The following is a 21,327-nucleotide window of genomic DNA, read 5'->3' on the forward strand; positions in this document are numbered from 1 at the left end:
GGTTCCTCTCAGTCGTCGAGGGTGGCGAGCGTGGCGCGGACAATGCCGCCGATCGGCTCCGGCAGCCGGTCCCAGTTCGCCGCGTCGTTGAGGTCGAGTACGCGGGACAGCTTCCAGCCGAGGTACTGCCCGAGCGAGGCGAGCGGCGGCAGCACCGCCACCGGACGCACCGCCACGGAGAACCCGCCGAAGAGCCGGCCGAGCCGGGCACCCAACTCGGCCGACCACGCCGGGTCCGGGTCGCCGTCGGTCGTGACCAGGCACACGACGGCTCGTTCACGGACCACGAGCATGTAGTTGAAGACCACCGGTGCGGGCAGGTCGGCCGCCCAGAGGACGGCCTCCAACTCGTCCTGGCGTACGCCGCTGCCGCTGAACGTGAGCACGTCCTGGGCCCGGCCGAGGGTGCGAAGCACCGGTGTGGCGAGCCCGCAGGCGCAGCCGGCGTAGTCGATCTCGACCAGGTCACCGATCCGGTACCGCAGCAGTGGACGCGACGGCACGTCGAGGGTGGTGACGATCAGCTCGCCGCGCTCGTTCTGCCCGGAGAGCCGGCGTACCCGGTCGCCGTCGGCCAGTTCCAGCACGTAGCTCTGCACCTGGATGTGCAGCTGGCGGCGCTCACAGGTGACCGCTATCGTGCCGGTCTCCGACGAGCCGTACGCGGCCACGTACGGGGTGGCGCCGGTGAGCCGGCTCAGGTGTTGCTGGAACGCCTCCCCGGTCTGCTCGGCCATCAGCAGGAGCCGTTCGAAGCGGGGCGGCGCCAGCCCCTTGCGGTGCGCGAACTGCACCATCTCCAGCAGCCGCGAGGGTGGCCCGACGAAGACGTTCGCGCCGAGTTCGTTGATCAGCCGCAGGACCCTGGAGTAGTCGCCGGTGATGTTGTCCACCCACGGCCGCAGCGACATGATCTCCAGGTATTCGAGGACCTTCTCGAACTGGTACGCGGCCGGCGCGAACGGTGCGTTGATCAGGATGAGTGCGACGTCGGACGGTTGGAGGAAGCGCCGCCACATCTCGCCGATGTTGATGGTGTTGGTGACCAGGTCGTCGATCGCCTTCGGCGCGGGTGCCGGGTTGCCGGTCGTGCCGGAGGACTCGTAGTAGTGCAGGAAGCTGTGCAGCGGTCGGGTGAAGGCCGCCGCGCCGGAGTCGCTGAGGTTCCGCTTGGACAGCAGCGGCAGTTCCGGCAGTTCCTCGTCCAGGGCCCGGTCGGAGGTCAGCTCGCCGGCCGCCAGGCGCCGACGCAGGTCGGCGCCGAGCCGCCCCTCGTACATGGGCGAGCGGGCCGCGGCCTCCAGTGTGCGGACGAGCTTGCGTCCGTGCTCGTGGCGCAGGTCGGCCTTGCCGCTGAGCACGTCACGGGTGAACGCGGTGTGCTCGCGGACCTGGCTCAGTGAGGCGGCGAGCGTCTCTTCGTCGCGCAACAGCAGCATGGTCACTCCTCGCGGGTCTGCGTGTATGAAGCCGGTACGCCGATCTCTGGGGGTGCGATGTGGCCGGTCACGGCGGCGCGCAGCGCGCCGGTGCGGATGAGGTCGACCACCGCATGGATGTCGTGGTCCATGCGGCGGTCCCGGTCGAGGAACGGGACGCGTTCGCGGATCAGTGCGTGCGCGCGGCGCACCGCCGGGCCGGCGTCGTGCGCGCCGCGCAGGTCGAGCGCCTGGGCCAGGGCCAGCAGGTGGATCGCGGCGACCTGCTGGGTCAGTTCCACCACCGTGCGCGCCTCGCGGGCCGCGGTGGTGGCCATGCTGACCTTGTCCTGGTTGTGCGCCTCGGTGGAGCGGGAGAAGACGGTGGCCGGCGCGGCCAGCTTGAGTGCCTCGGCGGTCACCGACGAGCAGGCGATCTGCATGCCCTTGAAGCCGTGGTGCAGGTTGGCCTCGCCGCGGTCGGCCAGCGTGGGGTCGACCAGGTTGGCCGGCAGCCCGGCGTTGAACTTCTCGTCCACCACCAGCGCGAGCTGGCGGTCCAGCAGGTCGGCCAGGTTCGCCACGGCCACCTTGAGTGCGTCGGCGGCCTGTCCCACGTGCCCGGCGTAGAAGTTGCCGCCGTGGTGCAGTTCGCCGGTGGCCGGGTCGAACAGCGGGTTGTCGTTGGAGGAGTTGATCTCGCGTTCCAGCCACGGCCCGACCCAGTCCAGGGTGTCCCGCAGGACACCGTTGACGTGTGGGGCGCACCGGACCGAGTACTTGTCCTGGATGCGCTGCTCCAGGATCAGGTGGTCGCGGCCGTCCAGCCGGTCGCGGCGGGCCAGGATCTCCGCGTACGTGGTGGTCAGTACCGAACCGGCCAGCAGCTCCCGGATGGTCGCGGCACTGCGACACTGGCCGGGATGGCCCTTGCTGGCGTGGATGAACTCGGCGAAGTGTGAGGTGTTGCCGAGCAGCACCTCACAGGTCAACGCGGTGGCCAGGTCGGCGACCCAGGCCAGCTCGGCGGCGTCCGAGGCGGCGACCGTGGCGAACGCGGCACCGAAGGAGGTGCCGTTGATCAGGGCCAGGCCCTCCTTGGCGGCCAGCTCGACCGGGGTGAGCCCCTCCAGGGCCAGCGCCTCGCGGGCCGGTCGGCGCACCCCTCGGTGCTCGACCTCGCCCTCGCCCAGGAGTGCGGCGGCCAGGTACGACAGTGGGACGAGGTCCCCGCTGGCACCGAGCGAGCCGCGCTCCGGGATGACCGGGGTGATCTGCCGGTCCAGCAGGTGCAGCAGCGCCCGGACCAGCTCCGGCCGTACGGCGGAGGGACCGCGGGACAGGCAGTTGGCGCGGATCAGCACGGTGGCCCGGGCCACGTCCGCCGGGGTCTGCGGGCCGACCCCGTTGAGGTGGTACAGGATGAGGTGTCGCTGGAGCGCGACGGCGCGGGTGGCGGCGACCTGGCGGGTGCAGCTGTCGCCGAAGCCGGTGGTCAGGCCGTACACCGGGAGGTCCTGGGCGACCAGGTCGTCCTTGCGTCGGACGGTGCTGTCCATGACCACCGCGGCGGCCGGGTCCAGCTCCACCGTGGAGTCGTCCACCGTGGAGCGGGCGATCCGGACGACGTCGGCGATGCGCAGCGAGTGCCCGTCCAGCCGAAGATGGGTGCCGTTGAGGGTCTGGGTCATCGGGGCACCTAGACCGGCTGGAGATCGGAATAGGTGTGCAGCGGCCGGCCGACCGCCTGGGCCACCGGCTCAAGCTCGGTCATCAGCTGTTTGAAACCGGGCAGGTCGAGTGACTGGAAACCGTCGGAGAGGGCCTGCGCCGGTCGCGGGTGCACCTCGACGATCACACCGTCGGCGCCGGCGGCGACGGCGGCCCGGGACATCGGATGGACCAGGTCCACCCGCCCGGTGCCGTGGCTCGGGTCGACGATCACCGGAAGGTGCGTACGCCCCTTGAGCACCGGCACCACACCGAGGTCGAGGGTGAAGCGGGTGGTCCGCTCGTAGGTGCGGATGCCCCGCTCGCAGAGCACGACGCGCTCGTTGCCACCGGCCATCAGGTATTCGGCGGCGCTGAGCCATTCGTCCACGGTGGCGGCGAGGCCGCGCTTGAGCAGCACCGGCCGGTCGCATGTGCCGAGCGCGCTGAGCAGTGGGTAGTTCTGCATGTTGCGGGCGCCGACCTGGAGCATGTCGACCGCGGTGAGCAGACCGTCCAGCTCGGACACCGAGATGATCTCGGAGACGATCGGCAGGCCGTACCGGCTGCGCGCCTCCCGCAGCGCCTCGAAGGCACCCGCCCCCAGACCCTGGAAGGCGTACGGCGAGGTGCGTGGCTTGAACACGCCCACGCGCAGCATCGACGCACCGGCCTCGCGCACCTGCGCCGCGGTCTCCAGCAGCAACTCGGGTGTCTCGGCGGAGCACGGCCCGGCGATGATCACCGTGTTGCCGCCGCCGAAGCGCACGCCGCCCACCTCGACCACGCTGCCCTGCGGATGTCGCACCCGGTCACCGAGCGGGTGTAACGAATTTTCTAATACCACATCGGAAATGTAGGATTTTGCGCGAAAGAACTCGGTGCCGGGCACCGCACCGTGCGCCGACCTGGCGAAGACGAGGAAGCGGCGTCCGGCCCGGTGCAGCGCGACGCTGTACCCGGCCGCCACGGCCTCGTCGACCAGTGTGTTCACCTCGCTCTGTGGGACGTCGACATGTGAGATCGCTACCAGCTCTGTCACGGCTCTCCATTCGGTCGCCACCGGCCCACGGCACAGCCGGCGGGGTGCTTACTTCCAGCTCGCAAGCAGCCGCTCGGGCCGCAGGGTGAGCAGCCCGTCGATCCACCTGGTGTCCTGCGCCGGCTCGGCCAACCGCAGGCCGGGCAGGCGACGGGCCAGCGTGCCGAACGCCACCTGCAACTCCATCCGGGCCACCCCGGCTCCCGGGCAGTAGTGCGGCCCGTGGCCGAACGCGAGGTGCTTGACGTCCGTACGGACCAGGTCGAGCCGTTCCGGGTCGTGTACGTGCCGGCTGTCCCGCCCGACCGCGTGCATCACCGGGATGACGCCCTCCCCCTCGGCGATCTCCACGCCGCCGATGGTGACCGGCTCGGTCGCGACCCGCATGAAGCCGATCTCCGACGGCGGCGCGTACCGCAGCAGTTCCTCCACCCCGTGGTCGAGGATCGCCGGGTCCTCGGCGAGCAGCCGCCACTGATCCGGGTGACGCAGCAGCATGTACAGGCCACGGGAGAGCGCGCCGACCGTGGTGTCATGGCCGGCGACCAACAGGTTGATGCCGAGCCAGACCAGCTCCCGCTCGGTCAGCCGGTCGTTGTCGTCCCGGGCCGCCACGAGCGCGCTGAGCAGATCCTCGCCGGGCTCCTCCCGGCGCTGGGCGATCAGGCCGGCCACGTACGCCGCTGACTCGTCGCGGGCGCGCAACCGCTCCTCCGGCGAGTACGCGGTGATGCTCACCAGCCGGTCGGTCCACTCCTGTAGCCGAGGACGATCCTCGACCGGCGCGCCGACCATCTCGCAGATGACCCAGATGGGCAGCAGCGAGGCGAAGTCGCGGTGCAGGTCGGCGGGGTGTTCGCCGGCTTCGAGCCGGTCGACGGCCTCGTGCGCGATCTGCTCCACCCGGGGCCGCCACACCCGCGCCTTGCGGTGGTTGAACGCCGGCGCGATCAGCCGACGCAGCCGGGCGTGGTCCGGCCCCTCCTGGTTGAGCAGGTTGAACGGGTTGTCGGAGAAGTCCGGACCGGAGATCACCCGGGGTGCGCCCGGCTCGCGCAGGGCCGCCCGGGACAGCGCCGGGTCGGCCATCGCGGCGGCCACCTCGTCGTAGCCGGTGACCATCCAGGCGGTGTCACCGCTGGGCAGCTTCACCCGTACCACCGGGCACCTGTCGCGCAGCTCGGCGAAGCGTTCGGGCGGCTCGGCGAGCGAGCCCAGCGCCAGCGGATACTCATCGAGGCTCATCGTGCACTCCCAGTCGTTTCCGGGCATGCCGCGACGCATGCCAGTACGGGGGGGGTTCCTACGCTGCCGCGCACCCGGCAACGAGACGAGAAAGGTGGGCTGCCTGCCCTGGAACTTTCGTTCGTATATCAACGAACCTTCGAACGCACACTAAGCGACGACTCAGCCACAAACAATGGATGAGATCGAATGTTAACGATGTTGTCAATCAGCCGGAACGTCACGCCGGCAGCCGGTCGGGTGGGCGTCAGCCCAGGCCGAGAGCCTTGCGCAGCAGGTGGGCGAGCTGCCGGCGCTCCGCCGGGCTGAGTGCCCCGAACACGCCGTCCAGCAGCCCGGGCAGGGCGCCATCGGCCTCCGCCAGCACCTTCCGACCGGTCGCGGTGATGGTCACGTCGTACGCCCGACGGTCGGTCGCGTTGCGCTCGCGGCTCACCAGCCCGGCCCGCTCCAGCCCGTCGACGCAGCCCACCATCACACTGCGGTCGATGCGCAGCCCCTCGCTCAACTCCTGCTGCGAGCAGGGCCCGGTCACGGCCAGCATGCCGAGCACCAGGTGGCCGGCGACGTTCACCGGCTGGTCCGCGTAGTGCCGCTCGGAGCCCTTGGTCACCGTGGTGGTGGTGCGGCACAGCGCGATGTCCGGACGGGTCTCGACGAGCTGGGCGAAGTACGCCGCCGGCGAGGAGGACGCCGGGCGAGATGCCGTCTGGGTCACGATGTGGCTCCTCCACTTCGCGGGCGACGACGTCTACTCAGGCCGTCGATCCCATGCTAACGTACCGTCCCAGATCGTCTCCGCCGAAGCATTCTCGCCGTAGACGATCTTTGCCAAGACGGTAAACGTGGCTGCCTGTCCACCCACCGTCGTGTGCCGGGATGGCGCCCGCACCGCGCCGCCGGCCCTCCTCCCCTTCGCCCCTGCCCGCACGCCCACGTCCGGGCATCGCGGCGCGCTGAGGTATGCACAGGAAGGAGTCCCATGATCTCGCTACCCTCCGGCATCAGCCGGGTGCAGGATCTCACCCACGTGCTCGACGAGGACTGGCCGGTCTTCGAGCTCTACGTCAAGCCGCCCCGGATCATCCAGCTGGCCTGCCTCGCCGACAACGACTACAACGCCAACGAACTGGTCTTCAACGAGCACATCGGCACGCACATCGACGCGCCGCTGCACTTCGACGACGGCGGGCTGGCGGTGCACGAGATCGCGGTCGAGGACCTCATCGCCCCGCTCTGCGTGATCCGGATCGGCGACCGGGCCGCGGCGGACAACATCACCGAGCTGACCGTCGACGACATCGAGACGTGGGAGCGGCGCAACGGGGCGTTGCCCGAGCGGGCGTTCGTCGCGGTGGACGCCGGATGGGCCGACCGGGTACGCGTACCGGGCGCGTTCTTCAACGTCGACGAGGAGGCGCAGATCTTCCGGTTCCCCGGGGTGAGCGTCGAGGCGGCGCGTTTCCTGGTCGAACGGCGCTCGGTCGTCGGCGTCGGTGTCGACGGGCCGAGCCTGGACACCGGCGTACGACCGGCCGACCCCTACACCCACCACGTGCTGATGCGCGCCGGCAAGTACGGCGTGGAGTGCCTGGCCAACCTCGACACCCTGCCGGACCGGGGCGCCACGCTGCTGGTCGGCGCGCCCAAGCACCGGGGCGGCACCGGTGGACCCGCCCGCGTACTGGCCCTGCTGTAAGGAGAAGCGCAGTGACTACTCAGACCGAATGGCGCCAGGAGCGCTACCGCGACGGGGTGTTCAGCCACGCCGTCGACACCGAGCGGCACCGCCTGCGCCTGCTGGAGTCCGTACTGGACCCGCACAGCCAGGCACGGTTGGGAACGTTCGACATCGGGCCGGACACCCGGTGCCTGGAGATCGGCAGCGGCGCCGGTTCGGTGGCCCGCTGGCTGGCCGGACGGGGTGCCCGGGTCACCGCCACCGACCTCGACGTGAGCTTCCTCGGCGACCTCGCCGACCTCGGCGTACGGGTGCTGCGCCACGACATGTACACCGAGGACTTCCCGCCCGGCTCGTTCGACCTGATCCACATGCGGTACGTGCTGGTCCACCTGCCGGACCAGGACCGGGCGATCTCCCGGCTGGTCTCCTGGCTGGCGCCCGGTGGCGTGCTCGTGCTGGAGGAGCCGGCGTTCTTCCCGATCGCCGGGTCGCCACACCCGGCCTACCGGGAGGTCATGCTGGCCTTCCGTACGTACCTTGAGGACGCGGTCGGCACCCGCACCGAGTGGGCCCGCGCGCTGCCGTTGCCGCTGGCCGGTACCGGACTGGTCGACGTCGAGGTGGACACCCGGATCCAACCGGTACGGGGCGGCGACGACGAGGCGGAATGGTGGCGCCTGACGCTGGAGCAGTCCCGCCGGCCGATCGTCGAGCGTGGGCTGGTCTCCGACGAGGCGTTCGAGCTGGCGTACGCGGAGCTGGCCGACCCGGCGTTCTTCGACCTCTCGCTGGCCGTCTTCACCGCATGGGGCCGCCGCCCCGGCTGAGCGACCCATCGCTCGCCCGTGCCGCCGGGAACCGGCGCCTGTATAATCCTATCGACCCGATGGGTTAAGTAGGTTTTTCAGGGACGAGGTGGGCCTTGGCCGGCAACAACTCCAGGCACGGTAGCAGTGTGGCCAGCAAGGTGTTCGCGGTGCTGGACGCGTTCGACGGCGGGCGCCAGTCGCTGCGGCTCACGGATATCGTCGGCCGCAGCGGGCTGTCCATGCCAACCGCGCTGCGAATGGTACGGGAGCTGGTCAGCTGGGGCGGCCTGGAGCGGGCACAGGACGGGTCGTACCGGATCGGCACCCGGATGTGGCTGCTCGGCAACGCGTCACCGTGCCTGCGCAAGCTCCGCGAACTGGGCGAGCCGCATCTACAGGACCTGCTCGCGCGCGGGCGTACGGGCGTACACCTGGCGGCGTTGGACGGCACCGGGGCCCTGGTGCTGTCCCGGCTGGGCGCGGGGCACGCCGCGCCGTCGGTCGGTGCGCGGCTGCCGCTGCACACCACGGGCGCCGGCCGGGTCCTGCTCGCGTTCGGCGACCCGACCCTGGTCGACGAGGTCGTCCGGGGTGGACTGCCGGCACTGACCCTGCACACCGTGGCCACCCGACCGGGCTGCGGCGCGAACTGGCCCAGGTCCGCGACGCGGGGGTGGCGGTGGTCCGCGAGGAGCACCGGCTGGGGCTGACCCAGGTGGCCGCCCCCGTCTTCCACCCGACCGACGGGGTGGTCGCGGCGATCGTCGCCGACCTGGGCCCCGGCGGTGCGGTAACCCGCATCGTCCACGCGGTGCGGATGGCGGCGGTGCGGATGGGCGAGTCGGTGGCCGCCGAGGCCGCCCGGCGGGCCGGTACGCCGCTACCCGCGCGCCGCGCCGGCTGAGCCGGCGCGGCGGCGGGTTCCGGTCCGGTTCAGGTGGTGCCGGCGCCGAAGTGGCGTTCCAGATCCCGGCCCAGCACCGTCATCAGGATCACCGTCAGCGAGATGGCCAGACCCGGGAAGACGGCCACCCACCACGCCTGGTCCAGCAGGTGCCGACCGTCGGAGATCATCGTTCCCCACTCCGGGGCGGGGGCCTGCGCGCCCAGTCCGAGGAAGCTGAGCGCCGCGCCCGCGACCACGCAGGTGCCCACCCCGGTCGTACCGAGCACCAGCAGCGGGGCCAGGGTGTTCGGCACCACGTGGCGCCAGAGGATCGCCCGGCGACGGATGCCGAGGCAACGGGCCGCCTCGACGTACTCGGACCGGCGGACGAGCAGTGCCTGCGCCCGGATCACCCGGGCGAAGCCGGGCAGGCTGCCGAGCGCCACCGCGATCAGCACGTTCACCGTACCGGCGCCGGTCACGGTGATGACCAGCAGCGACAGCAGCAGACCGGGCAGCGCGAGGAGCAGGTCGAGGGCCCCCACCACCGTACGGTCGACGGGGTTTCCGCCGAAGGCGGCGAGCAGGCCGATCACGGTGGCGGCGGTGGTCGCGAGCAGGACCGCGCCACCGCCGACCAGCAGCGAGTACCCGGCACCGTGGACGACCCGGCTGAAGACGTCGCGGCCGAGCTCGTCGGTGCCGAACCAGTGCGTGCCGTCCGGCGGACGCAGCGCGGAGGCCAGATCCGGCTCGGTCGCCGGCAGGTCGGTGAACAGACCCGGCGCGACCGCCGCCACCAGCATGATGGCGAGTACGAGCCAGCCGAACCCGCGGCCGAGGCGCGTCACCATCACGCGCTCCGCAGACGCGGGTCGACGACGCGGTACAGCACGTCCGACAGCGCGCTGATCACGACGAACACCAGCGCGGAGACCAGCACGACGCCGGCCACCACCGGAATGTCCTTGCCGTTGATCGCGTCCAACGTGACCCGCCCCAGACCGGGGCGGGCGAAGACGCTCTCCACCAGGACGGTGCCGCTGAACAGGTTGCCGACGAACCAACCGGAGAGCGTGATCGCGGGCAGCAGGGCGTGCCGCAGCGCGTGCCGGGCGCGTACCGCCAGCTCGCCCAGCCCCCGCGCGCGGGCGGTGACCGCGAACGGTTGGGCCAGCGCGGTGTCCATGCCGTCGCGCATGGTCTGGGCGAGGATGCCGGCGATCGGCAGCGCCAGCGTGAGGGTCGGCAGCACGAGGGCGCGCGGTCCCGCGTCACCGGCCACCGGGAAGAGCCCGAGCCGGAACGAGAAGACCGCGAGCAGCAGCGTGCCGAGCCAGAACGCGGGCATCGAGAGCGCGAAGAGCTCCAGCCCCGAGGTCAGCCCGCGTACGCCGGGGCGTCGCCGGCCGGCGGTGAGCGTCGCGGTCACGGTGGCCAGGAGCACCGAGACGACGGTGGCCGCGACGGTCAGCTCGACCGTGGCGCCGAGCTGCTCACCGATGACCGTGCTGACCGGCAACTGCTGCTGGTACGACTGGCCGAGGTCGCCGGTGAGCAGCTTCCCGAGGTACCGCAGGTACTGCACGGGCACCGGGTCGTCGAAGCCGTACTCGGCGATGATCTGCTCGCGGAGCCCGGACGAGGTGGCGGCGGCCCCGCCGAGCAGCACGTTCGCCGGGTCGCCGGGCACCAGGTGAAGGGTGAGGAAGGACACGGTCGCGGCGCCCCAGAGCACCGCGACCGCCGAGGCGACCTTCCAGAGAATCGTACGGATCACGACGTGGTCAGCCAGACGCCGGTGAACAGTGGCCGACCGTCCGCGTCGAAGGCCAGCCCCTGCACCGAGCGGCTGGCGCCCACGGTGGTGGCCGTCACGGCCAGCGGCAGCACCACCGCCTTCTCCACCGCCCACCGCTGCACCTGCTGGTACGCCCGGACGCGGGCCGCCTCGTCGGTACTCGCCGCGCCCTCGCGCAGCCACGCGTCGACCTGCGGATCGCCGACCCGGGCCGCGTTCTGACCGCCGGAGTTCGGCAGGCTGGTGGAGAGGAAGAACCCGGTGAGTACGTCCGGCTCGGCCCGCACGTAGCCGATCTGCCAGATGTCGTACCGGCCGTTGTGCAGCAGGTCCCAGTACGTGCCGGTGTCGATCGAGCGGCGGACCAGCTCGATGCCGACCTTCTTCACGTCCGCCTGGATCGCCTCGCCGACGCTGTTCGCCTGCGCGCTCTGGTCCAGGTACGGCCACTCGACGGTGAGCCGCCGACCGTCCCTGGTCCGGTATCCGGCGGAGTCCCGCCCGGTCCAGCCCGCCGCGTCGAGCAGCCGCTCGGCCTCGGCCCGGTCGTGCTTCCAGCTCCCCTCCAGCGACGGCTCGTACCCGAGCGTGGCCGGGCTCAACGGACTCCAGGCCCGCTCGTACACGCCGAAGTAGACGCCCTTGATGATCGGGTCGAGGTCGATCGCGCGGAGGAACGCCCTGCGTACGCCCTCGTTGTCGAACGGTGCCCGGCTGGTGTTGAGGAAGAGGCTGTCCGACTCCCCCGGCTGGCGCCGCTGGTGGTACGCGTACGACGGGTCCTTGCTCACCCGGCCGACCGAGGTGACCGGGAGGACGGCGACCTGCGCCTGCCCGCTGGTGAGCGCGCCGACCCGGACGGTCTCCTCGGGCAGGAAACGGAACGTGAGCCGGTCGAGGTGAGCCGGCCCCTTGCGTCCCTCGATGTCCGGTCCCCAGGCGTAGTCCGGGTTGCGGACGAGTTCGACGCCCTGGTTCTTGATGTGCCGCTCGGCTCGGAACGGGCCGGTGCCCACCGTGTACTCGCCGCCGGCGCAGAGCTTGTCGCCGAACTCGGCCAGTGCCTTCGGCGACTGGATGCCGAGGTTGGCGGTGCTCGTCGCCTGGAGGAAGGGGGCGAACGGGCGGGAGAAGATCACCTTGGCCGTGTGCCGGTCGATGACCTCGGTGCCTTCGTACGCGCCGCCGAAGAGGCTCGCCGCGTACTGCGACTTGGTCTCGGGGCGGACGATGTGGTCGAAGTTGGCCTTCACGGCGGCCGCGTCGAACGGCGTACCGTCGTGGAACTTCACGTCCTTGCGCAGGGTGAACAGGTAACCGCGACCACCGTCGGTCACCTCCCACTTCTCGGCCAGCCACGGGTACAGCCGGCCGTCGGCGTCCTGGGCGACCAGCGAGTCGACGATGGCCCGCGCGATGGTGGCGGTGGTGGTGCTGTTCGGGCTCGCCTGCGGGTTCAGGCAGGACGTGCCGGGCGTGATGGCGAAGACGAGCGAGCCGCCGTTTCTCGGCGGGCCGGCGTCGCCCGACCCGGTGGGGGCGGCCGTGCCGTTCGAGCATGCGGAAAGGGCCAACGTCACGACGGCGACGAGCACCGCGCGACGGGCGGGAGAGGTCAAGGTCACCGCGCCAGACTCTCCCGCCCGGTGGGCCCGGTCCACGGTTGTGTTTCAGCCAGTGAAAGCGCCGCCTACCAGCGCGGGATGGCCGCCAGCAGGGCCTTCGTGTACGGCTGCCGGGGTGCGGTGAAGACGGCGTCGACCGAGCCGGACTCCACCACCCGGCCGTCCTTCATCACGATCACCCGGTCGCAGACCTGCCGCACCACGGCGAGGTCGTGGGTGATGAAGAGCATGGCCAGGCCGAGCCGGTCGCGCAGCGCGGTGAGCAGGTCGAGCACGCGGGTCTGCACGGAGACGTCCAGTGCGGACACCGGCTCGTCACAGAGCAGTACGCGCGGCCGGGTGGCGAGGGCGCGGGCGATCGCCACCCGCTGCCGCTGCCCACCGGACAGGCGCAACGGCCGCCGGCCGAGGTGTTCCGGGCCGAGCCCCACCTGTTCCAGCAGGTCCACGGTGGCCGATCGGCGCTGTCGAGCCGGTACGCCGACCGCGCCGAGCGCCTCGCCGATGACCCGTTCCACGGTGAAGCGCGGATCGAACGAGCTGAGCGGGTCCTGGTGGATGACGCCGAGTTCGCGGCGGCGGGGGCGGCGGGCGGCCTCGGGCAGCCCGCTCCAGGGTCCGTCGAAGCGCACCTCGCCCTCGTCCGGTTCGGTCAGGCCGAGGATGAGCCGGGCGAGGGTGCTCTTGCCGGCCCCGGACTCACCGACCACGCCGAGGGTCTCGCCGGGCCGCAGCGAGAGCGAGACGTCCCGGACCGCGTCGACCCGCTCGCCACCGGGCGTCGGGTACCGCTTCACCAGACCGGTGCAGGTGAGGATCGGCGCACCGGTCACCGCCGGTCGGGGCGGTGGTGGGTCGAGGCCGGGCACGGCCGCGACGAGCGAGCGCGCGTACGGGTGCCGGGGCGCGCCGAGCACCTCGCTGGCCGGGCCGGACTCGACCACCTCCCCGTCGCGCATCACCGCTATCCGGTCGGCGAGCCGGGCGACCACCGCGAGGTCGTGGCTGATCAGCAGCAGCGCCATGCCCCGCTGCCGCAGGGTTTGCAGCAGGTCGAGCACCTGGGCCTGAATCGTCACATCGAGCGCGGTGGTCGGCTCGTCGGCGACCAGCAGATCGGGGTCGGCGGCGATCGCGGAGGCGATCAGTGCCCGCTGGCGCAGGCCGCCGGAGAGCTGGTGGGGGTACTGGCGGGCGCGAAGGTCGGGGTCGGGTACCCCGACCTCCGCCAGCAGTTCGCGCACCCGTCCGGGTGCGGCCCGCGCCGTGACCCGCCGGTGCACCAGCAGCGGTTCGGCGACCTCGTCGCCGACCCGGCGCAGCGGGTCCAGCGACACCAGCGCGTCCTGGAAGACGAACCCGAGCCGCCGCCCACGGGTCCGCCGCCACTGCCGCTCGCTGAGCTGGCGCAGGTCCTGCCCGTCGAGGTCGAGCCGGTCCGCGGTGACCCGGGCGCCGGGGCCGGCGAGGCCGACCAGCGCGCGGGCGGTGGCCGTCTTGCCGGAGCCGGACTCGCCGACGATGGCCAGACACTCGCCTCGGCCCAGCCGCAGGGAGATGCCGCGCACGGCGTGCACCTGCCGGCCGCCGCGGCCGTACCTCACCTGGAGGCCCTCGACGTCGAGCAGGGCGTCGGGCGGCGCGGGCGGGTTGGCGATCGCTGGGAGGATGCTGCCGGCTGAGGTCACGGTCGGATTGTCGGGTCCGGACCGGAGGCGGACAACGCCTCACTGTCGCCCAGTGAAAGCGCCAGGTCGTCTTCGGACTCGACGCGGGTTTCCACCGTCGGGGGTTGCGGGCGGAGGCCGACCGCGGCGATCACCGCGCCCACGGCCGAGAACACACCGGCCACCAGGAACGCCCGGTGGAAGCCGACCAGTTGGCCCGGTCCGGCGGCGGAGAGCAGCGCGGCCAGCACCGCCACGCCGAGTCCGCCGCCGAGTTGGACCGACGCGGTGATCAGCGCCGCGGCCAGGCCCTGGCGCCCCTCGGTCGCACCGCTCACACCGGCGATGTTGAACGCGGGGAAGGACAGGCCGTTGCCGATGCCGTGCACGACCAGGGCGGGCAGCAGCACGGTCAGATAGCCGCTGTCGGCGTCGGCGCGCAGGAACAGCAGGATTCCCGCGCCCTGCACGAGCATGCCGAGCACGGCGAGCCACCGCAGACCGAGCAGGGCGATCAGACGGGGCGCGAAGTTGACCACCACGAGGATCGACAGGCCCATCGGCAGGATGGCGAGCCCGGCCTCCAGGGCGCCGTACCCGAGGGTCTGTTGCAGGTAGAGCACCGCGACGAACTGCCAACCGATGGTCGCGCAGGCCCAGAACAGGCCGACCAGGTTGGCCGCGCCGAGCGATCGGGTACGGAAGACGCCGAGCGGCACGAGCGGGTTGGCCTGGCGTTGCTCGATCACCACGAACGCCACGAGCAGCGCGACGGCGGCGGTCAGCATGAGGAGCGTGCCGCCGGAGAGCCAGCCGATCCGTGGCCCCTGGGTCAGCGCGTACACGAACAGCAGCAGGCCGGCGGTGACGGTGGTCGCCCCGGCGAGGTCGAAGCCGCGCCGTTCACCGGTCGACGGCTCGTCCCGGCGTACCACCCTCGGGGTGAGCAGCAGCACCAGCAGCGCGACCGGCACCGGGGCGAAGAACGTCAGGCGCCAGCTTGCCTCGGTCAGTACGCCGGAGAGCACGAGGCCGGCGCTGTAACCGCTGGCACCGGTCAGGGAGAAGACCGCCATCGCCCGGTTGCGCTGCGGCCCCTCGGGAAACGTGGTGATGATGATCGAGAGCGCGGCCGGGGCGATGAACGCCGCGGCGACTCCCTTGATCACCCGAGTGATCACAATGGCCGTGCCGTCGGAGAGGAACCCGCCGGCGAGGCTGGCGACCGCGAAGACGGCGGTCGCGACGAGGAACACCCGCCGCCGCCCGAACAGGTCCGCCGCGCGGCCGCCGAGCAGCAGGAACCCGCCGTACGCCACCGCGTAGCCGGAGATCAGCCACTGCAACGTGCTCTCCGGCAGATCGAGCTGACGCTGGATCTGCGGCAGCGCCACGCCCATCAGCGAGACGTCCATCGAGTCGAGGAAGAGCTGGGCACAGAGTACGAGAAGTGCCAGCTTCTTCGTCCGGTCGAGGGCCCCCCGCGTCGCGTCCTTGGTCACCATGTCGCCCTCCAGTGATCGGTACACACCACACCGGACAGTGTGTGAACCAATAATCTGTGTGTCAACTATCTTGGCGAAGATCGTTTCTTGAAGGGCGACCGATGTGAGCTATCCACACCTCGCGTACACCGACCACCCGGCCGAGCACCCGAGCGGCGGGGCGCTGCCGGCGGTGCTGCTGCACGGCTGGCTCGGCAGCTCGCGTACCTGGGATCTCCAACTGCCCGCGCTCCGCCGGCACCGCCGCACCATCGCGGTCGACCTGCGCGGGCACGGCCGTTCACCGGCGCCGGACAGCACGTACTCCCTCGACGAACTCGCCGGTGACGTCGAGCGGCTGCTGGCCGAGTTGGACCCGGGCCCGGTCATCCTGGTCGGACACTCGTACGGCGCGTCGCTGGCGACCGTGGTCGCGGTCCACCAGCCGGCGGCGGTCCACGCGCTCGTGCTGATCAGCCCGGACTACGCGGGCGACCCGGGTGCCCGACCGTCGCGGGAGTGGCTGGAACGGCTCGCCTCCCCGGCCGGGGAGGCGCTGACCCGGACGACGCTGGCCGGGTTGGAGGGGCCGCACACGCCACCGGAGCTGCGCGAGCGCCACTGGCGGGAGGCGGCCCGGGTTCCCGGCTTCGTCCGGGCCCGGATGCTGCGCGCACACATGGAGGCCACGGACGGGATGCGCTTCCGGCCCGGCAGCGACGCCTGGCTGACCCGCCGCCGGCAGCCGGTGCTGGCACTGCACCGCGACCGGGCCCGCGCGGAGGTGGAGGAGCAGCTGCGCCAGCATCGCGCCAGCCGGGTGATCTGCCTGCCCGAGGCGGGACACTGGCTGCACCACGAACGCCCCGACCTGTGGAAACAGGTGGTGCAGCCCTGGCTGGTCCGGTCGCCGTGACCGGGGCGGTCAGGCGTTGCCGGCGAGCGCCCGCGCGTGTCGGGCGTCGTCGGCGTCGAGGGCGAGCTTCGCCAACCGCTCGCAGTCGGCGAACGTGTGCTCGGCCAGCGCCGCCCGTACCCAGGACAGGGCGGGTCCGGACATGGAGAGGCTGGTGACGCCGAGGCCCGCCAGGACGGGCGCGAGCAGGGGGTCGGCGGCGGCCTCACCGCACACCCCGACCGGTTTGCCGGCCGACCGCCCGGCCGCCGCCGCGCCGGCGATGAGCTGCAACAGCGCCGGCTGCCACGGGTCGAGCAACTCGGCCAGGTCGGCGCACTGCCGGTCGGCGGCGAAGGTGTACTGGCTCAGGTCGTTGGTGCCGATGCTGAGGAAGTCGACGACCTCCAGGAGCTGCCCGGCGCGCAGCGCCGCCGCCGGCACCTCGATCATCACGCCGGCCTTCGGCAGCCCGGCGGCGCGGACCGCCTCGGCGAAATCGGCCGCCTCGGCGCGGGTGGCCACCATCGGGGCCATCACCCACACGTCCGCGCCGGTGTCGGCCGCCGCGCGGGCGATCGCCGCGAGCTGCGTACGCAGCACCGCCGGCTGCCGCCGGGCCACCCGCAGCCCACGGACCCCGAGCGCGGGGTTCGGTTCCTCCGGCTGGCGCAGGAAGGGCAGCGGCTTGTCGGCCCCGGCGTCGAGGGTGCGGATCACCACCCGGCGGCCGTCCATCCGGGCGAACACCTTCCCGTACGCCGCCGCCTGCTCGTCCACGTCGGGTTCGCGGGTGCGGTCGAGAAAGAGCAGCTCGGTCCGGAACAGCCCGACCCCCTCCGCGTCGTCGCCGCCGGGCACCTCGCGGGCCGAGCCGACGTTCGCGAGCAGGGCGACCGGATGCCCGTCCGAGGTGCGGCCCGGTCCGGACCCGGTCGCACCGGCGGCGGTCGTCGCCGCGACGGACCGGCGGGCGGCCAGGGCGGCGGCGTCCGGACCGATCTCGACCAGGCCGCTGCCGCCGTCGACCAGCACCGGGTCGCCCTCGGTCAGCTCGCGCAGGCCGGCGACGCCGACGACCGCGGGCAGCCCGAGCGCGCGAGCCAGGATCGCGGTGTGGCTGGTCGGGCCGCCGACCTCGGTGACCAGCGCGACGACCTGCTCCGGATCCAGGTCCACGGTGTCGGCCGGGGCGAGGTCGCGGGCGGCGAGCACGTACGGGTGGCCGGGTGCGGGCACCCCGGGCATCGGCAGTCCCAGGCAGACGGCGACCGCCCGGTCGCGCAGGTCGTCGAGGTCGGCGACCCGTTCGGCGAGGTAGCCACCGGCCGCCTCGAACGCCGTCCGGTAGGTGGCGAAGGCGGTGTCGATGGCGTGCGGCGCGTCCCGGCCGGCGGCCACCTCCTCGCGTACGGTGTCGGCGAGGACCGGGTCGTCGGCCATCATCGCCTGGGCCCGGAGCACGTCGGCGACGGTCTGTTCGCGGGCCCGGTCGGCGCGTCGGCCGAGTTCGACGACCACCTCGGCGAGTGCGGCGACCGCCCGGTCGGCCTCGGCCGACGGGTCGGTGACCGGTGCCGGCGGGGGCAGCGTGGGGACCGCGCCGACCCACATCAGCGGCCCGCCGGCCACCCCCCGGCTGACCCCGATGCCGCGCAGTGGTTGCGGGCCGGACGGCTCAGGCATCGGCCTGTTCCTCGGCGTCGAGGTCGCGGACCAGCAGGTCGGCCAGGGTGTCCAGGGCCGCCTCGGCGCCCTCCCCCTCGGCCTCGATGACCACCTCGGTGCCCCGTTTGGCGCCGAGGGAGAGCACCGACAGCATGCTGTTGGCCGGTACCGGCCGCTTGTCACCGACCCGGATGGTGACCCGGACCGGCTGTGCCGTCGCGGCGGCGACGAACAGGGCCGCCGGACGGGCGTGCAGGCCGCTGGCGGATCCGACGGTGACCGTACGCGTGGGCATGATGCCTCCCCCTCCTGAAACCCGGCGGTCCGGGTCAGGGCTCGATGGTGACCTTGATGGCCTCGCCCCGGGCGACGATGCCGAAGGCGTCGATCGCCCGGTCCAGTGGGAGCCGGTGGGTGATCAGGTCGACGACCGGGACCGCCCCGGTGGCGATCAGCCGCAGGGCCTCGGCGTTGTGCGCGGGACTTGAGCCGTTGGCCCCGACGATGGTCAGTTCCCGGTAGTGCACCAGGTTGGAGTCGCAGGAGATGATCGGGTTGTCCTTCGGCAGGCCGCCGAAGAAGCTGATCCGGCCCTGCCGGGCGGCCATTCCGATCGCCTGTTCCTGGGCGGCGCCCGAGGCGGCGGCGGTGATGATCACGTCGGCGCCCCGGCCGTCGGTGAGTTTGATGATCTCGTCGACCGGGTCGACCTCGGCGGCGCAGATCGCCGCGTCCGGGCCGACCAGGTCGGCGGCGAGGTCCAGCCGGGCCCGGTTGAGGTCGACCAGGAACACCCGGGCGGCGCCACGGGCGCGGGCCAGCCGTACGTGCAGGCAGCCGATCGGGCCGGAGCCGATGACCACCACGTCGTCGCCGGTGCCGACGCGGGCGAGTTCCTGGCCGTTGAGGACGCAGGCGAGCGGTTCGGCGACCGATGCCGAGGCGAAGTCGACCCCGTCCGGGATCCGGTTGAGCCCGTCGACCGCGAGCACCTTCGCCGGTACGACCAGGTACCGTGCGAACCCGCCCTCGTAGTGGTAACCCATCGACTCCTGGTTCGGGCAGACCGTCATCCGACCCCGCCGGCACTCGGCACACCGACCACAGGGGATGGCGGCGATGACCTGGACCCGGTCGCCGGGAGCCCAGCCGGTCACGTCCGCCCCGGTCTCGACCACCTCACCGGCGATCTCGTGTCCCATCACCCTCGGCGGGTGGATGTGGTGGTGCCCGAACTTGGAGATCTTGACGTCGGTGCCGCAGGTGGAGCAGGCGCGTACGCGGATCTTGACGTCGCCGGGACCCGGGCTGGGTTCCGGGACGTCCTCGATCCGTACGTCACCGGGGGCGTGGAAACGAACGACCTTCATGGGTTGCTGTCCTCCCGTGCCGCCGCGAACAGGCGCAGCACGTCGTCGGGGTTGGTCGCCTCGCGCAGTTCGCGGGCCTGGTCGGGGTCGAGCAGGATGTCGGCGAGGCGGGCCAGGATCTCGACGTGCCCGTCGCCCCGGGCGGCGATCGCGACACAGACGCTGACCGGCTGGCCGTCCCAGTCCACCGGCTCGGGGAACCGGAGCACGGCGAGCGCGTCCCGGTGGACGAGGTCCTTGCCGGCGAGGGTGCCGTGCGGGATGGCGACCCCCTCGCCGATGTAGGTGGGCACGGAGCGTTCGCGGGCGAGCATGGTGTCCACGTACGCGGGGTCGGCCGCGCCGATCTCGACCAGCACCCGCCCGCAGCGGCGGATGGCGTCGTCGCGGTCGGCGGCGGTTTCGTGCAGGCGTAGGGCCTCGGGGGCGAGCAGTTCGGCGAGGTTGTCAGCCACTGATCTCGTCGCCCTTCTCGATCGCCTTGACCACCCTGGTCACGGCCGGGTCGCCGAGGAACACCTGGAACGGCACGATGATCTTGTCCGGGGCGCTGGCCCGGGCCCGCGCGGCCAGTCCGGTGTGGGTGACCACCACGTCGGCGTCGGCCGGGATGGAGTTGACCGGCGTGTGTTCGACCGTGACCGAGAACTTCTTCAGCTGCCGGCGCAGTTGGCTGGCCAGCATGACGCTGCTGCCCATGCCGGCGTCGCAGGCCACCACGATCTTGCGGACGTCCCTACCGTTGATGCTGCCCATGGCGGGCACCCCTCTCGTTCGTTCCGGTGGTGGGTCGGTCAGCCTTCCGCGTTCGCCGTACGGGGCGCGGCCGGGCTGGCGTCGGCGGCCGGCTGCCGGGGTTCGGGCAACTGTCCCTCGGCGGCGGCCTCGTCGGTCTCGGCCGCCTCCTGGTCACTCTTGAGCCGACCGAAGCCGAGCAGGGCCGAGGCGACCACGAAGGACACTGCGGCGGCGAGCAGGATGCCGAGGAAGACGCCGAACCAGCCGCCCTTGGGCGTGACCGCCGCGTAGGCGAAGATGCTGCCCGGCGAGGGGGTGGCGACCAGGCCGGCCCCGGTGACCATGAAGGTGCCGACGCCGGTCGCGCCACCGGCGATGGCGGCGAGGATCAACCGCGGCTTCATCAGCACGTACGGGAAGTAGATCTCGTGGATGCCGCCGAGAAACTGGATGATCATCGCCGCCGGCACGCTCGGTCGCAGGCTGCGGGGCCCGAAGACGAGGAACGCCGCGAGCAGGCCGAGACCGGGGCCGGGATTCGACTCGATCATGAACAGGATGGACTTACCGGTCTCCTGCGCCTCGGCCACCGCGAGCGGGCTGAGTACGCCGTGGTTGATCGCGTTGTTGAGGAAGAGCACCTTGGCCGGCTCGACCAGGACCGAGGCCAGCGGCAGCAGGTTGTTCCCGATCAGCCAGTCGACCGCGTTGCCGGCCCAGGTGGTGAGCTGCTCGACCACCGGGCCGATCACCCAGACCCCGATCAGGGCGAGGCCACCGCCGATGATGCCGGCGGAGAAGTTGTCGACCAGCATCTCGAAGCCGGGTCTGATCCGGTCCTGCACCAGCCCGTCGAAGAGCTTGAGCAGGTACGCCGCCAGCGGACCGATGATCATCGCGCCGAGGAACATCGGTACGTCAGCCCCGACCACGACGCCCATCGTCGCGACCGCGCCGACCACCGCACCCCGCTGGCCGTGCACCAGCCGACCACCGGTGTATCCGATCAGGACCGGCAGCAGCACCCCGATCATCGGGTCGACGAGTTGGGCCAGGTGCTCGTTGGGCAACCAGCCGGTGGGGATGAACAGTGCCGTGATCAGGCCCCAGGCGATGAACGCGCCGATGTTGGGCATGACCATGCCGGCCAGATGGCCGCCGATCCGCTGGACCCGGGCCTTGAACCCGGCTCCCTGGACCTCGGGGGTGTATGAGACGGCCATGAGGGGACTCCTTCGCAGCGGATGGCTGGCGGGTGGGGGTGTTCGTCGGTGGGTGCGCGGGC

The 21,327-nt window shown here is 72.1% G+C and carries 19 protein-coding genes and 1 pseudogene; 4 read left to right on the forward strand and 16 right to left on the reverse strand.

The features are described 5' to 3' along the window. Positions 1-8: 8 nt before the first annotated feature. The 5 genes from OG792_RS16565 to OG792_RS16585 form a co-directional block, all read right to left on the reverse strand. On the reverse strand, positions 9-1,439 hold the full coding sequence (locus OG792_RS16565; RefSeq protein WP_329110615.1) for a phenylacetate--CoA ligase family protein: 1,431 nt from the start codon (positions 1,437-1,439) through the stop codon (positions 9-11). A gap of 2 nt (positions 1,440-1,441) precedes the next feature. Beyond that, positions 1,442-3,109: an aromatic amino acid ammonia-lyase gene (locus tag OG792_RS16570; RefSeq protein WP_329110616.1), complete on the reverse strand. Its 1,668-nt coding sequence runs from the start codon at positions 3,107-3,109 to the stop codon at positions 1,442-1,444. Positions 3,110-3,117: 8 nt separating this feature from the next. After that, entirely contained in the window at positions 3,118-4,170 is a 1,053-nt protein-coding gene (gene aroF, locus OG792_RS16575; RefSeq protein ID WP_329110617.1) for a 3-deoxy-7-phosphoheptulonate synthase, read from the reverse strand. A 48-nt stretch (positions 4,171-4,218) separates the two neighbouring features. Continuing rightward, positions 4,219-5,415: a cytochrome P450 gene (locus tag OG792_RS16580; RefSeq protein ID WP_329110619.1), complete on the reverse strand. Its 1,197-nt coding sequence runs from the start codon at positions 5,413-5,415 to the stop codon at positions 4,219-4,221. A 247-nt stretch (positions 5,416-5,662) separates the two neighbouring features. Continuing rightward, a complete protein-coding gene (locus OG792_RS16585; protein WP_329110620.1) occupies positions 5,663-6,133 on the reverse strand; it encodes a MarR family winged helix-turn-helix transcriptional regulator in 471 nt (156 codons plus the stop codon). A gap of 264 nt (positions 6,134-6,397) precedes the next feature. Here OG792_RS16585 and OG792_RS16590 point away from each other — a divergent pair, with 264 nt between their 5' ends. The 3 genes and pseudogenes from OG792_RS16590 to OG792_RS16600 all read left to right on the forward strand — a co-directional run bounded on the left by OG792_RS16590 (position 6,398) and on the right by OG792_RS16600 (position 8,812). Continuing rightward, a complete protein-coding gene (locus OG792_RS16590) occupies positions 6,398-7,114 on the forward strand; it encodes a cyclase family protein (protein ID WP_329110621.1) in 717 nt (238 codons plus the stop codon). A gap of 11 nt (positions 7,115-7,125) precedes the next feature. Next, the gene (locus OG792_RS16595; protein WP_329110622.1) at positions 7,126-7,926 is read left to right on the forward strand and encodes a methyltransferase domain-containing protein; all 801 of its coding nucleotides are present in this window, start codon (positions 7,126-7,128) and stop codon (positions 7,924-7,926) included. Between the two features lie 140 nt (positions 7,927-8,066). Then, positions 8,067-8,812, forward strand: a pseudogene (locus OG792_RS16600) (IclR family transcriptional regulator). A gap of 29 nt (positions 8,813-8,841) precedes the next feature. On the opposite strand, the gene OG792_RS16605 reads toward OG792_RS16600, so the two are convergent. The 5 genes from OG792_RS16605 to OG792_RS16625 all read right to left on the reverse strand — a co-directional run bounded on the left by OG792_RS16605 (position 8,842) and on the right by OG792_RS16625 (position 15,392). Beyond that, on the reverse strand, positions 8,842-9,648 hold the full coding sequence (locus tag OG792_RS16605) for an ABC transporter permease (protein WP_329110623.1): 807 nt from the start codon (positions 9,646-9,648) through the stop codon (positions 8,842-8,844). Next, positions 9,648-10,574: an ABC transporter permease gene (locus OG792_RS16610; protein ID WP_329110624.1), complete on the reverse strand. Its 927-nt coding sequence runs from the start codon at positions 10,572-10,574 to the stop codon at positions 9,648-9,650. Before OG792_RS16610 ends, OG792_RS16605 begins: the two co-directional genes overlap by 1 nt. Further along, the gene (locus OG792_RS16615) at positions 10,571-12,220 is read right to left on the reverse strand and encodes an ABC transporter substrate-binding protein (protein WP_329110625.1); all 1,650 of its coding nucleotides are present in this window, start codon (positions 12,218-12,220) and stop codon (positions 10,571-10,573) included. Before OG792_RS16615 ends, OG792_RS16610 begins: the two co-directional genes overlap by 4 nt. Before the next feature lie 65 nt (positions 12,221-12,285). Next, the gene (locus tag OG792_RS16620) at positions 12,286-13,908 is read right to left on the reverse strand and encodes an ABC transporter ATP-binding protein (protein ID WP_329110626.1); all 1,623 of its coding nucleotides are present in this window, start codon (positions 13,906-13,908) and stop codon (positions 12,286-12,288) included. Continuing rightward, complete coding sequence (locus OG792_RS16625) at positions 13,905-15,392, reverse strand: MFS transporter (RefSeq protein WP_329110627.1); 1,488 nt, start codon at positions 15,390-15,392, stop codon at positions 13,905-13,907. Before OG792_RS16625 ends, OG792_RS16620 begins: the two co-directional genes overlap by 4 nt. Before the next feature lie 103 nt (positions 15,393-15,495). Between OG792_RS16625 and OG792_RS16630 the strand changes: the two genes are divergently transcribed. Beyond that, on the forward strand, positions 15,496-16,287 hold the full coding sequence (locus OG792_RS16630) for an alpha/beta fold hydrolase (protein WP_329110628.1): 792 nt from the start codon (positions 15,496-15,498) through the stop codon (positions 16,285-16,287). 9 nt (positions 16,288-16,296) lie between these two features. Here OG792_RS16630 and ptsP read toward each other — a convergent pair whose 3' ends face one another. Genes ptsP through OG792_RS16660 form a run of 6 tightly spaced genes read right to left on the reverse strand, consistent with a single transcriptional unit; the run spans position 16,297 to position 21,265 of the window. Further along, positions 16,297-17,952: a phosphoenolpyruvate--protein phosphotransferase gene (gene ptsP, locus OG792_RS16635; RefSeq protein ID WP_329110629.1), complete on the reverse strand. Its 1,656-nt coding sequence runs from the start codon at positions 17,950-17,952 to the stop codon at positions 16,297-16,299. Continuing rightward, the gene (locus tag OG792_RS16640) at positions 17,945-18,229 is read right to left on the reverse strand and encodes an HPr family phosphocarrier protein (protein WP_329110631.1); all 285 of its coding nucleotides are present in this window, start codon (positions 18,227-18,229) and stop codon (positions 17,945-17,947) included. The genes ptsP and OG792_RS16640 overlap by 8 nt, the downstream gene beginning before the upstream one ends. A 34-nt stretch (positions 18,230-18,263) precedes the next feature. Then, complete coding sequence (locus OG792_RS16645) at positions 18,264-19,304, reverse strand: zinc-dependent dehydrogenase (protein WP_329110633.1); 1,041 nt, start codon at positions 19,302-19,304, stop codon at positions 18,264-18,266. Then, entirely contained in the window at positions 19,301-19,759 is a 459-nt protein-coding gene (locus tag OG792_RS16650; protein WP_329110635.1) for a PTS sugar transporter subunit IIA, read from the reverse strand. The genes OG792_RS16645 and OG792_RS16650 overlap by 4 nt, the downstream gene beginning before the upstream one ends. Then, positions 19,752-20,060, reverse strand: a complete 309-nt coding sequence (locus OG792_RS16655) for a PTS lactose transporter subunit IIB (RefSeq protein ID WP_329110637.1) — start codon at positions 20,058-20,060, stop codon at positions 19,752-19,754. Before OG792_RS16655 ends, OG792_RS16650 begins: the two co-directional genes overlap by 8 nt. A 38-nt stretch (positions 20,061-20,098) precedes the next feature. Next, on the reverse strand, positions 20,099-21,265 hold the full coding sequence (locus OG792_RS16660; RefSeq protein ID WP_329110639.1) for a PTS mannitol transporter subunit IICB: 1,167 nt from the start codon (positions 21,263-21,265) through the stop codon (positions 20,099-20,101). Positions 21,266-21,327 lie beyond the last annotated feature (62 nt).

This window comes from Micromonospora sp. NBC_01699 (assembly GCF_036250065.1).
Taxonomy (GTDB): Bacteria; Actinomycetota; Actinomycetes; order Mycobacteriales; family Micromonosporaceae; genus Micromonospora_G.